Origin of the sequence: Psychrobacillus sp. OK032, assembly GCF_900111345.1 — a bacterium.
Lineage (GTDB): Bacteria > Bacillota > Bacilli > Bacillales_A > Planococcaceae > Psychrobacillus.
The window spans coordinates 252,839-265,871 of sequence record NZ_FOGY01000006.1 but is presented as its reverse complement, the minus strand read 5'-3'; the positions used below and the strand labels follow the sequence as shown (position 1 = coordinate 265,871).

Sequence of the window (13,033 nt, the reverse complement as noted above, 5' to 3'; positions counted from 1 at the left end):
CAGATGGGTTTTTTAATCTTAAGCTTTCTTGTTATTCAGTATTGAAACTTAACCCTAACCGTTGCACTAATCGTGATTTGCCCTTGTTCAATTGGAGTCGTAAAACTTTGTTCGGCCATGGCGACGGACTTAAATGCTATCGGTGGGGTCTGACTCTCCTCCACAATTTCTATCGGATGTGGATGCAAAGGTAATTGCATCGTCTCGGCTATCGTTTTTGCTTTCGTTTGAGCATCTTGGAGAGCTAGACGAAGCGCTTGTTGGTAATATGGGTTCGGATCATCGATTCTAAACTGCACAGATGAAACACGATTTGCACCGTTTTGCACAGCAGTATCAATAACAGTACCAACTTGACTAGTGTCTGTTACTTTTATAGTAATCGCATTCCTCACTTCATACCCTCGAAAAACTTGTCTTCCCTCTACATAGTCATAATTTGGTACTATGTTATAAGCCGAAGTTTGAATATCTTCTCTAGGAATGCCCAACGCTATAATAGACTGAATGACTTGGTTCATCGTGTTGGCATTTTCTTGTTGTGCTACACTTAAATTTTTATCCTCAGTACTTACTCCTAGCTGGAGTTGCACATAGTTTGGTTGTACGTCAACTTTTCCATTCCCCGTCACTGTGATGAACCGCATGGGAGGATATGGAACGCTCGAAAAATACATTAAATTGCCCCTTTCGTATTGTTCTTACTAATTATTCTATGCTCCTAGTTATAGAAACATAATACCCCCTCAATAAAGCAAAGAAGCGACACATTAATTTCAAACGATTCAGGTTTATACTACAACTAGTATGTACAGTTATACCGGAAAAAAGAATTATCTTAAGTGAGCTTTCAACTGAGGGGAGCGTGACGAATTTTTTCCTTTTAAGAGAAGAGAAAGAATGAAGATGCAGAATAACACGTTGTATTATCGTTATTCACCAGGATCATCAAGCGAAGAAGATATGAAGGAAATGTCCCTTCTTAGCAACGTTCTTCTGCGACGAGCTGTGCGTAGGAGCAAGGCGATGGAGCTAGATCAACACTAAGTAAAAAAATTTATACTTTCTTATCCTTTAAAAAAAGACGACGAATCTTTTTGATTCATCGTCTTTTTCGTATTATCCAATTGTAATAACACCTAATACTAACGCTCCGACTGTCATCACAACAACTGTTCCAAAAGCCCATTTTAATGCAAAACGTTGTAAATCACCGAACTCCGTTTCAACTAAGCCAATTAATAAATGTGCTGCTGCAACTAAAGGACTTAGTACATGAATCGGTTGACCAATTAACGACGCACGCCCTATTTCTACTGCACTAACACCATATGCTTCGGCAGCTTGCGAAATAATCGGTAAAACACCAAAATAGAATGCATTGTTGGACATGAAGAACGTAAAAGGTGCACTAAGAAATGCAACGATAACCGTCAAATATGGTCCTAGTGCATCAGGAATAATGGCAACTAATGTCTTTGCCATCGCATCAATCATTTCAGTACCACTCATAATTCCAGTGAAAATACCTGCTGCAATAACAATTGATACAACGGCTAGCGCATTTTTAGAATGCACCGCAATACGTTCTTGTTGAAGTTTTAAATCCGGATAGTTGACAAGCAATGCTATTGCAAAAGCAATCATAAACAAGATAGCTAAAGACATGAAGTCAAGGATTAGGCAAACCATCAGTAAAATCGTTAATCCTAAGTTGAACCAAACAAGTTTTGGTCGTTTATAATGCGGAACCTCAGTTGTTGCAGCTAGCTCTGGGTTTGCATCGAACTGACTCCCCCCAGATTTTTGAATAGGTTCTAGTTCAATAACACCAAGTCTTTTTCGTTCCATTTTTCCTAACATTAAAGCTGCTACAATAACCCAAACAAGACCGATTCCCATTACCGGAATCATTGGGATGAACAATTCCGAAGAATCTAGTCCTAATGATGCCATAGCCATCGCAGATGCTCCGCCCCATGGTGTCATATTCATAACTCCCATAGATAACATAGCTACTGTTGCTAAAACTAGACGATTCATACCAAGTCTTTTATAGAGTGGTAGCAACGAAGATACGGTGATGATATAAGTAGTTGTTCCATCTCCATCTAACGCTACCATCATAGAAAGTACAGCAGTCCCGACAACAATTTTTAAAGGATCCCCTTTTACTACCTGTAATATTTTAGCGATTAAAGGATCAAATAGACCCGTATCAATCATTATTCCAAAATATAAAATAGCAAATAAAATCATAATAGCCGTCATTGAAACTTTTTCTACACCAGCTGCCATCATTGGTCCTAAATCTGTTAGGAATCCACCTATAATCCCAAATATAATTGGAACTATCATAATAGCTACTAATGCTGAAAGTCGCTTCGACATGATTAAATACATAAATACTGCGACCATCGAAAAACCTAATATTGATAACATATATTAACCCCCCATTACTTTTGAAAACGTCCTCGCTGTCATTTAACATCCCCATCGTCCGAACTAAATGATAGCGCTTTCTTGGATTTTTCTAATTTTTATTATCTTATCAGCTATGAATTATTTAACATATAAAAAAATAATAATTGGTATTTTTTTTATTGTTATTATTTTTTTCATATTTTTCACGACTATTTTCTGAAGCTTTCCGCTGGCGAAGAATCGCAAGATCAACGTCGAGAATCGCAAATTGAAGTCCATAAATCGCAAGATTCCTTTTTATTGTGAAGTTATGCCAGAGTAGTAAGTATGTAAAAACCCCTGTTAAGGAACGTATGAAACGGTTCATTAACAGGGGTTTATTTGATGAGCCTTTTATATTTTCTCTCCGGTCTTCCGACGCTTCCGTATAGAACTTCTACTTCCATTTCTTCCAATGAAACCAAATATTCCAAATAGCGTCGAATTGTTGAATAGCTTATCCCAACTAGTTGACTAAATTCATCTGCACTTAAACTTTCACTCGTGTACCGGATTTTATTTCGAACTAACTTCAAAGTATGCTTATCGATTCCTTTTGGATAAGTAACTTGTTTAGTACCAGATACTGACTCTACTTTATTGTTCGAACGGAATAAATCATCTATATTTGCCTGATTTACCAATGCGTTTAGATGTAATTGTTCTCTTACTTCATCGTATTGCTTTAATGTGGCGATAAACTTATCAATGATGATGGGCTTTATAAGATAACCGAAGGCTCCACCCCGAATCGCTTCGCTAACAGTTTTGGTGTCATTTGCTGCGGTAATCATAATAACATCGATGCCACGATACTCTTTCCGAATTTCCCGAAGCAGCTCAATTCCATTCATATCAGGCAAATATACATCAAGCAGTAGTAACTGGGGTTGAACAACTTTTAATAATTGTAACGTTTGACTTCCTGAACTAGCTGTAGCAATGACATTAAAATGATCGAGTTGATTAGTAAACTGCTTATAAATATTCACTGCATCTTCATCATCTTCGACAATAATGACATTTATCGTCTCTTTCGACATATTTACACATCCTTTTTAAGACAACTGTTTTTGTGGAATAATAATGGTAAATCTAGCTCCACCTAATTGACTTTTATCGACATAGATCTGTCCATTCAATAATCCGATGGAACTTTTCACAATAGCCAGTCCAAGCCCATGGTTTTCTCCACTTTTAGTCGTGTATCCTTCTTGGAAAATTATATCCTCCATCATTATAGGAACGCCCGGACCATTATCTTCGATATCAAAAATGATTTCTTTTCCTAAATCAGTAAAAGAAACTTTGACTAAGCCTTTATGCTCGTTCTTTTTTCTTGCTGCTTCCATTGCATTGTCTATAATATTACCTATTATTGGGACAAAATGATTCGACTCTGCATTATCTAAGACGCTATCCAATCGACTATCAGGATCAATTTCCAATGTGACTTGAATTTCTTTTGAACGATTCATTTTACCAAGCAAGCAGGCCGCGATTAAAGGATCTTTTACAGACTCCATAAGGAAAGAAACAATATTTTGTCGTTCACTCACTTCCGAAGAGACGATGTTAATCGCACGGTCATATTCTTTCAAAATGAGCAACCCATAAATCGTGTTTAATTTATTCAAAAATTCATGATTTTGGGCTCTCATGTTTTCGGAGAAAGTTTTTATTTTCGAGAATTCTTCGGTCAATCGTTCAATTTCTGACACTGTTCTTAACGTTAAAACAACCCCCATCAGATCTTGCTTGCTTAATATTGGAGAAGCATCCAAAACATAAAGTTGTTGGTTAAGCAACAGCTTTCTACTTGTATAACTTTCTTTTGTTTTGATTGCTTCATTAATATAGTTCTCTAATTGGTTGTCTGCAATAATTGAACCCACAATAAGCTGCTGATCCTGGAATAATTCACGTGCTCGTCTATTCATAGATGTAATTTTCTTCTCGATGTTCACGGTAATCGTTGCATCGCGAATGGATTCCAGCGTTGCTTCTTTTTCTGTAAAAAGAAAGGATATCTCCCCTGGTTCTAATCCGTAGGTCAGTTTTTTTAACCTTCGTGCTATTAATATTGCACCACCTATTCCTATTAAAAGCGGAATAATAGCTAATTGAATAACATTCTTTTTATAATTTAGTACTTGTTGCTCTATGCTATTTACTAAAAATCCAACAGAAGAGACGCCGATAACTTCTCCTTTATCGTTCCAAATTGGTGTTTTTGCTTTTATGGCCGGACCTGATATCCCGTTACCTCTGTAAATAATGGATTTGTGCTCACGAAGGGACGCATCGTTACTCGTAACGGTTGGTTTTCCGATATTTTCAGGATTAGGATGCGAATAACGTATCCCTTTATCATTCGCAACTGTTACGTAATCTGCTCCGGTTGTTTTACGTATTGTTTCTGAAATTATTTGAATGCGCTTGGATGGATCTTCGTCTCCAAATGCTTCAATAATCGTAGGATTTTGTGCAGTTAGTTTTGCCACAGTCATCGCTTGTTTTCCCATATTGTTTTCCACAATATCATCGAGCATCGTAGAAAAAAGTATGCTTACTAACAATGTGCTGATTAAAACAACAACTATTATAAGTAACGTCATTTGTGTCAATAACGTCACTCGTGATTTTTTCATTGAAACACCCATAAACTCACTGCTCGCCTTCGATATCATTAATAGAGATAGTGTTAAAGCCTATCCAGTTATTATATAGTTTGTATCTCGTTTCTTCAATGTATGGAATAGGAACACTTTTTATCTAACAAAAAAAGTGTAAGTGGACTTTAAGTGTATTTTGTTTACTGGAGCTACCCACAAAGGATTGTTTGTGCAATATAGGAATACTGCTTCTTAAAAAGCTGCCGGCTAATTAATAGTCACATCGAATAGAGCATTATATTTATCAACATCCAACTACCAGTGACTTAGTAAAATTCAATTTTTCCGCAATATAACATCGCCTCTAGGCCATTTTGTCGCTTTCGAAATGTGTTTTGTCGTGTTCGGAAGGTAGTTTGTCGCGTTCACAGCATATTATGTCTTTTTCAACCATTTATTGGATTTTATTTTCAAGAAATACTACTTAAGATTGAATATAAAACAGTGACTCAGATTAGCTAGCAATTTTCGTGGATTGGAGCGGAAGGGCGGCGACTCCAGATGAGGCCAGCAGGATGATGGTCACGAGGGAGTTGAGGCCCACAGGATGTGGGTCATGCAATCGTTGCCGCAGGAAGCGGAGAACTTAGATTGCCTTCCTTTTGATGTGGCGATCTTAACCTTCGTTCCTCTGTTGAGACAGATGAGCAATCTCATCGTACGCGCAAGTGGCGGTGATGGCTCATCGCTCACCCCGCGGTAAGAGTTCGCCCTGCAGCGGTAACTTCCTTACGTCGCATTATTCCTGTAAAGAGGCATAGCTTACGTTGGTTGTGCAGAGAAAGATCCACATACCTTGTATTTGATAATTTCCTAAAACACAAAAAAAGATGAGTGCTAGGACCCACCTTTTACATCTTATCTTAATCTAAAATTTTTATTTTTACGGTTTTCCTACCCCAATTAATCGCATCTTCTTTTGATGGTATGAAAATATCTATTTTATTTCCTTTAATCGCCCCACCAGTATCTCCAGCAATTGCTTCACCATAGCCTTCTACCCATACTTTTGAACCTAGTGGAATAACTGAAGGGTCTACAGATATAACTTTTTGGTCTGGGTTTGCAAGTAAGTCAATCCCTGTCGCTGTTATACCTGTGCATCCTTCACAAGTTGCTGTATAAGCGGTTGAAGTAACAGTCAGTTCTTTTGCTGTCGATGCTACAGGTGCTGATGTTTTAGCCGCAACAGGTGCCGAAGTTTTAGCTGTCGTATTAGATACATTTACGCTTGGTAAAGATGCCGCACTTACTTTATGTACAACCTTTTTAGTTCCTTCAATTACTAATTCATCTCCTGGGTGGATTAATTCACTAGTAAGTTGATTGCGCTCCATTAACTCATCCACAGAAAGATTATGTTGTTTGGCAATATCGAAAAGAGTATCTCCCAAAACAACGATATGTGTTTCAAGCATCTCTTCTATTTTTAACTCTTGAGATGGATATATAACAGTTGAGTCAAGTCCATTCCATGATTGTAAATCTTGCACAGTTACATTCATCTCTTTTGAAATAGACCAGAGTGTATCTCCTTTTTCTACCGTATGAACGCTTGATGCGGATGCTTGTCCCGCTGCTCCTACTGATAGTGCTGCAATTACCGTTAGCGCAACAATTTGTTTTTTCATAAAATGAATTTCCTCCTTTTCACTAACGCTACTTAGTCTAACATCTAAAGATGTCAATACTATTGCAGAATTGTGAGAAGGAGATATCAATTAAATGACGAAATTCTTCATCTTGAAACAATTGTAATCTAAATTGACCTTTATAAAGTTTCAATCCACTAAAAACAATCCCATTGAAGTTATTAAATGGGATTCAAAAAGAAAGTTACCAGGCACTATAATATTCCGTTGTGACCTGGTACTTTACATTCATTTGAAGTGTTTCTTGATTTCTATTAATAGTTTAATCCCATACCCCTCTTTCCAAGTTTAGTTAAATGAGATTACCATACTACCCTTTGTCTACGTCTATATACTTTATTCTCCTTATAGTTCTTTTCCTCTTTTCCTATACCTAAATAATGCTCGCGAACCTCTTCATTTGATAATAGATAGTCCGCATTTCCTTGCATGACGACCCTACCATTCTCCATAATATAACCGTAGTCGGCAATAGATAAGGCAACATGGGCATTTTGCTCCACTACTAACATAGAAGTACCCTCTTCTTGATTGATTCTTTTAATGATTTGGAAAATCTCTTTTACAAGTAACGGTGCAATCCCCAAAGATGGTTCATCCAGTAACAATAGCTTTGGTTTTGCCATAATTCCCCTACCGATTGCAAGCATTTGTTGCTCTCCACCAGATAAGTAACCTGCTTTTCTTGAGCGTAAAGCTTTTAGTTTCGGAAAATAGACAAATATCTTTTCCATATCCGCTTTAATATTGGAACGATCCTTACGTGAATAAGCCCCCGCCATTAAATTTTCCTCGACTGTTAAATCTCTAAATACATGCCGTCCTTCCATACAAAGGAATATGCCATTCTTTACAATTACATCAGGCGTAATATTGTTCAAATTTTTTCCCTGAAACTCAATTGTACCAGCCGTGATTTGTCCACCGTCGCCGGAAAGCAGCCCGGAAATCGACTTTAAAGTAGTCGATTTCCCTGCCCCATTGCTACCTAACAACGTAACAATCTTCCCCTCTGGTACGTGAAGCGACATCCCTTTCAAGGCTAATATTATTTTCGAATATACCGCTTCAATATTATTTACATGGAGCATCTTATTCTCCTCTCCACCAAAATTAGTTATTTAATTCTTCATTAATCTTTATGGCTGAAATAATCAGTCAATGGCTCCCATTTCCCATCTTTTACAATGCCAAGACGTGTCTGTTCAGTACCTGTATGGCTATCTGCACTAAAGCTTACAGGAGCTCCTAAACCACCAAGATCCAAATCCTTTAAAGACTCCAGACCTAAACGAATTTCTTCCCCTGTTAAATCACCATCCGGATGTTTTTTAGCTGCTTCTTGGATCCCCGCTACTAAAATTTTTGCAGTTGTCCATCCTTGAATAAATTTCTGATTTATGTCTTCGAGCGTCTTTCCTTCTGAATCTAAATACTCTTTTATTTCAGCCATTCCTGGAAGATCTTCTGATGGCATCGCATGTGAAAGAATCCCTATATATCCTTCAGCAATATCAGCACCAACAATATCAATTACTCCTTCACCAGATGCCCAGTTCAAACCGATGAATTGCGTTTCAATTCCAAGCGTATTAGCATCTTTTAGAATTGTTGCTGTTGCTCCCCATGTTTCTTGAATAATGGCATAGTCAGGATTTTTCTTTTGCATATTTAATAATTGAGATTGTGCTTCTGTTGCTCGCACATCAACGATTTGCTCATCAACAATTTTCACACCTATTTCCTCACCATATGCTTTAATATCTTCAATCGGCGAACGTCCAAATGCAGTATCATTGTATAATAGCGCTACTGTTGGATCAGATCCTTTATGATTATCTTTAATCCATTTCAAAATGGAGCGCCCTTGGTCTGAGTAAGACGCGGCAGCCAAAAAGTTATACGGACTTTCCTCTAGACTCTTTAAGTTTTCCGAGTAGGAAGCAGAAAAGTATGGTAGCTTATCACTAGCTACTTGTTGACGTAAAGCTTCCGTATCACCAGTTCCCCAACCAAGTACAGCAGAAACCTTTTCCTTATCACGAAGTTCCTGATAAATTTTTTGCGCTTGAGGAATTTCATATGCATAGTCTTTTCCTGTCAATTCAATGTTAAGACCTTCTACTCCACCTTTACTCTTTAAATACTTGAAATATGCTTGCTCCCCTTCTGCGTAAGGCGTTCCGACATCACCAGTTCCCCCAGTAATATCATAAAGTCCACCAATTACAACTGTTCTAGCGCCATTTTCCACTTCTCCGTTTACCGCTACTTTTTCATCTGAACACGCACCAAGCAATAAAACGAACATTATTCCCATTAATAAGCTTGTATACATACTTTTTCTAATTTTCATGAATATCCCCCTCTGTTTTTAAAACGCGTTTTACTAATAGGAAAACGGCCATAGTCTAAAGTACTTCTTCATATTTATCCAAATATGAGCTAACCCACCTGGTTCAAATATTAAAAACAAAATAATTACTGCACCAAATACAAAGTCCTTAAAAGCGGAAAGCAGTTGGTACAAATCTGGTGCAAAAGCAGCTAAAACGTCAATCATTGAACTTAAACTAACCGGCAAAAGTGTGATAAAGAAAGCTCCCAAAATCGAACCAAATATACTACCTAAGCCTCCGATTAAGATCATAGCCAAATATTCTATTGACACATGAAAATTATAAAGTTCTGGGCTAACAATCATCGTATAATGTGCTAATAACGCACCAGCAATTCCTACAAAAAAGGAACTTATAGCGAATGCCATTACTTTATATTTGAAAAGATTAATCCCCATAATTTGTGCTGCAATATCACGATCACGGACCGCTAAAAAAGCTCTACCAGTTCGTGTTCTTAACAGATTTGTTGCATATAATATGGTTAATAAAAGAATAATTGCACATAAATAGTAATAACCTGTATTACTTGATAAAGAAAATTCCCCAATTGTAGGTCGGTTAAGGACCATTCCTGCCGTTCCACCTGTTAAACTGTCCCACCTACTAATAACAAACAGAATAATGACTTGTGCAGCTAGGGTGGCAATTGCTAGGTACAAGCCATTTAAGCGTAATGAAGGAATACCAAATAGACCGCCTATTAGTGCCGTTACGATTCCTGCTATTGGCAATGCAATCCAAAAACTTAAACCATAAGTGGACGTCAATATTGCCGAAGTATAACCTCCAACCCCTAGAAAGGCTCCTACTCCAATCGATATTTGACCCGTTAAGCCGGTCAAAATATTAAGACCGATCGCCCCCACAGAAGCAATTGCACATAATGTGAACAGTCCTATCCAATAATTGGACGCCACAAGAGGAAGTGTGAGAACGATAAGCACAATGAGTAGGGCTTTGACTTTAGCTCCAGTAGTCCCAAACAACTTCATATCGTCACTATAGGAAGTTTTATAATTCCCGCTTTCCCTTACAAATAAATTACGCAATCTATCACACCCTCTCGATTCTTCGACTACCAAATAATCCATGTGGTTTTAACATCAATATAAGGAGGACAATGACAAACGGTACAACATCCTTTAGTCCCCCTCCTACAAGAGGGTCCAAATATCCTCCAGCTAAGTTTTGAAGAATACCAATGATAAATCCACCAATAATTGCTCCTAGAACACTATCGAGGCCACCTAGAATAACGACAGGTAAAACCGTTAAACCTATTGCGGACATGGTAGGACTTAGACCATTTATGTTACCAAGTAGCACTCCCCCAACAGCAGCTACAACCGCAGCAATCATCCAAGTTGCAGCATAGACGTATTTCACACTCATCCCCATGGATAGTGCTGCTTGACGATCATCTGCAACTGCTCTCATAGCAATCCCCATTTTAGAAAACTTGAAGAAGAGAGAAAAAATGACTAGTAGAAAAACTACCACTATAAATGACCAAAGATAAACAGGAGTAATAATGACTCCCGCAATATTAATAGGGGTTTGTGGAAAAACCGGCGGAAATGTACGTGTCTGATGACCCCAAATCATATGCACTGCTCCGCCTAGTAAGCTCGACAATCCTATGGTGGCCATAATGACCGATACAACAGGTGCATTTTGTATAGGTCTAATAACCAGCCTCTCTACAACTAATCCAAGAACAGCGCTAAAGACAAGCGTTATAATTAGCGCATAGAAGAACGGAATTTTATAAGCAGTCATTAAGATTAAACAGATATAAGGTCCAATAATAACGAATTCCCCATTCGCCAAATTCAATGCACCGCTTGCTCTGTAAATTAGAACGAATCCTAATGCGACAAGTCCATAAATACTTCCGACTACCACTCCTGTTACGAGCATTTGAAGAAAAAATGTCATGTTTATGCCACCCCCTGTTTCATGTTCAATTGAATGACCTGCAAACTAATCTCCCCTATAGATTCTTTTTCAAAATTAGTCATCGTCACTTTTTGTGTCTCAGAATACATACCATTTATAAGCATTTGATACTTATCCTCGATGAACTTCCTTCTTACTTTTAATGTACGTGTGAGTTCACCATCATCCGCAGTAAACTTTTTGTGTAAAATAGTAAACTTTTTCACTCGTGCATAAGCTGGTATTTGACCCATTAACCCAGTAACTTGTTGTTCAATAAACTCTACAACTTGGGCATTTCTCGCTAAATCAGAATACTCCGTATAAACAATTCTGTTTTTATCCGCCCAGCGGCCAACGCTATTCAAGTCAATATTCAAAATAGCGGTCATATAAGGCTTATCCTTACCGAAGCAAACAGCCTCTTGGATATACGGACTTGTTTTCAATTTACTTTCTACTATTCTCGGATAAATGAGTTTATCATTTTGGTCCTTTATAATATCCTCTCCGCGATCAAGCATATAAAGATGTCCATCTGTTCCTAAGCGCCCACAATCACCAAGAGTAATCCAACCGTCGATCTTTGTTTCGCGATCTTCCTCATGTAAATATTCCGTAGAAATAGAGGAATTTCTTACATAAATAGCTCCATCTTCTCCAATTCTTACTTCCGTTCCAGGCAGAGGAACACCCGCACTCTCCACATTAATATCGTTATCATGCTGAACAAATGCAATTCCGGCTAATTCTGTCCCACCATACGTTTGTTTTATATTGACTCCAATACTATGAAAGAAATGAAAAGCCTCGGCCTCAAGTGCCGCTCCGGCAATGTACGCCCTTTTTATTCGAGATAATCCAAGATGATCTCGAATTGCACTGAAAATAAGGAGATCACCAAGTTGATACATGAATTTCTCTCCATACGAAAGAGTTTGTTTCTTTAACTTCGCTTGGGCCATTTTGTCACCAATCTTTTTAAAAGTTTGGTAGACTTTTTTCTTAAACCAACTCGACCCTTCCATTCTTATCGTAAAATCAGACATGATCTTTTGGTAAACTCTTGGTGGTGCTAGCAGTGTATTGGGACCTATTTCGCGTAAATCACCGATAACGGTATGTGGCTTTTCCGGAAAATTTACCACGATTCCAGTTGTTAAAGGAATAACACTACTTATCACTTGCTCGTGAATCCAAGAGAGAGGTAAAAAGGAAAAATAATCGTCCTTGTTTTCCATTTTATCTACCATCGTAAGGCTTTTTGCGGCCTCTATTAAACTTTCATGTGTAAGTAATACCCCTTTTGGTTTTCCAGTTGTTGCAGCGCTATAGGCAACCATTGCATAATCGTTTCCTAGTCTCTGCGCTAATTTTTCTTTAATAAATTGATGATTATCTTCTATTAAACTAGTTCCATGATCTAATAAGTCCTCAAAGTCTATTAGCTTCGAATGCTTATAATGGCGCATTCCTTGTTTATTGTAAAAAATAATATGTTCGACAAGTGGAATTTCTTCTTCGATTTCAAGCAATTTATCTACCTGCTCCTGATCCTCCACTACAACGATACGTGCTTGACAGTCGTTTAAATAATAGACAAGCTGTTCTGGAAGCGACTCTTGATAAATTCCAACCGATATGCCACCCAAACTTTGGGCAGCCATTTGTGAATAGAGCCACTGTGGTCGATTTTCCCCTATGATCGCAAGTTTTTCACCACTTTTAAAATCCAGCCTTTTAGCAAGCGATATGGACAATTGCTCTACTTTTTTAAAATAGTCACCCCATGTGATTTCGTTCCATATTCCAAGATGTTTTTGCCTGAGTGCAATTTCGTGTTCGTGCTTAGACGCACGCTCCGCTAAAAGATTAGGTAATGTATTTTTTGACCCCATTTTTG

10 protein-coding genes are annotated in these 13,033 nt (G+C 37.8%); all 10 read right to left on the bottom strand.

Annotated features, from left to right (window positions below; translation table 11 throughout):
- Positions 1-35: 35 nt before the first annotated feature.
- The gene (locus BMZ04_RS13670) at positions 36-677 is read right to left on the bottom strand and encodes an SIMPL domain-containing protein (RefSeq protein ID WP_093271659.1); all 642 of its coding nucleotides are present in this window, start codon (positions 675-677) and stop codon (positions 36-38) included.
- A gap of 442 nt (positions 678-1,119) precedes the next feature.
- Positions 1,120-2,442 carry a CitMHS family transporter gene (locus tag BMZ04_RS13665; RefSeq protein WP_093271656.1) on the bottom strand — a complete coding sequence of 441 codons (1,323 nt, stop codon included), beginning with the start codon at positions 2,440-2,442 and terminating at the stop codon, positions 1,120-1,122.
- Between the two features lie 359 nt (positions 2,443-2,801).
- Positions 2,802-3,506, bottom strand: a complete 705-nt coding sequence (locus BMZ04_RS13660) for a response regulator (RefSeq protein WP_093271651.1) — start codon at positions 3,504-3,506, stop codon at positions 2,802-2,804.
- Between the two features lie 15 nt (positions 3,507-3,521).
- Entirely contained in the window at positions 3,522-5,114 is a 1,593-nt protein-coding gene (locus BMZ04_RS13655) for an ATP-binding protein (RefSeq protein WP_255367917.1), read from the bottom strand.
- Positions 5,115-6,001: 887 nt separating this feature from the next.
- Positions 6,002-6,769: a LysM peptidoglycan-binding and 3D domain-containing protein gene (locus BMZ04_RS13650; RefSeq protein ID WP_093271644.1), complete on the bottom strand. Its 768-nt coding sequence runs from the start codon at positions 6,767-6,769 to the stop codon at positions 6,002-6,004.
- A gap of 323 nt (positions 6,770-7,092) precedes the next feature.
- Entirely contained in the window at positions 7,093-7,881 is a 789-nt protein-coding gene (locus BMZ04_RS13645; RefSeq protein ID WP_093271639.1) for an ABC transporter ATP-binding protein, read from the bottom strand.
- A 41-nt stretch (positions 7,882-7,922) separates the two neighbouring features.
- Entirely contained in the window at positions 7,923-9,146 is a 1,224-nt protein-coding gene (locus BMZ04_RS13640) for an ABC transporter substrate-binding protein (protein ID WP_093271634.1), read from the bottom strand.
- Positions 9,147-9,179: 33 nt separating this feature from the next.
- A complete protein-coding gene (locus tag BMZ04_RS13635; protein WP_093271628.1) occupies positions 9,180-10,241 on the bottom strand; it encodes a branched-chain amino acid ABC transporter permease in 1,062 nt (353 codons plus the stop codon).
- A gap of 4 nt (positions 10,242-10,245) precedes the next feature.
- Positions 10,246-11,130 carry a branched-chain amino acid ABC transporter permease gene (locus BMZ04_RS13630; RefSeq protein WP_093271624.1) on the bottom strand — a complete coding sequence of 295 codons (885 nt, stop codon included), beginning with the start codon at positions 11,128-11,130 and terminating at the stop codon, positions 10,246-10,248.
- Between the two features lie 2 nt (positions 11,131-11,132).
- Positions 11,133-13,028: an AMP-binding protein gene (locus BMZ04_RS13625; protein WP_093271619.1), complete on the bottom strand. Its 1,896-nt coding sequence runs from the start codon at positions 13,026-13,028 to the stop codon at positions 11,133-11,135.
- Between the last annotated feature and the right edge of the window lie 5 nt (positions 13,029-13,033).

Excerpts from the sequence above, each read along its gene's own strand:
- BMZ04_RS13655 (WP_255367917.1), bottom strand. The coding sequence starts at position 5,114 with ATGAAAAAATCACGAGTGACGTTATTGACACAAATGACGTTACTTATA.
- BMZ04_RS13670 (WP_093271659.1), bottom strand. The coding sequence starts at position 677 with ATGTATTTTTCGAGCGTTCCATATCCTCCCATGCGGTTCATCACAGTG.
- BMZ04_RS13625 (WP_093271619.1), bottom strand. The coding sequence starts at position 13,028 with ATGGGGTCAAAAAATACATTACCTAATCTTTTAGCGGAGCGTGCGTCT.
- BMZ04_RS13650 (WP_093271644.1), bottom strand. The coding sequence starts at position 6,769 with ATGAAAAAACAAATTGTTGCGCTAACGGTAATTGCAGCACTATCAGTA.
- BMZ04_RS13660 (WP_093271651.1), bottom strand. The coding sequence starts at position 3,506 with ATGTCGAAAGAGACGATAAATGTCATTATTGTCGAAGATGATGAAGAT.
- BMZ04_RS13645 (WP_093271639.1), bottom strand. The coding sequence starts at position 7,881 with ATGCTCCATGTAAATAATATTGAAGCGGTATATTCGAAAATAATATTA.
- BMZ04_RS13665 (WP_093271656.1), bottom strand. The coding sequence starts at position 2,442 with ATGTTATCAATATTAGGTTTTTCGATGGTCGCAGTATTTATGTATTTA.
- BMZ04_RS13630 (WP_093271624.1), bottom strand. The coding sequence starts at position 11,130 with ATGACATTTTTTCTTCAAATGCTCGTAACAGGAGTGGTAGTCGGAAGT.
- BMZ04_RS13640 (WP_093271634.1), bottom strand. The coding sequence starts at position 9,146 with ATGAAAATTAGAAAAAGTATGTATACAAGCTTATTAATGGGAATAATG.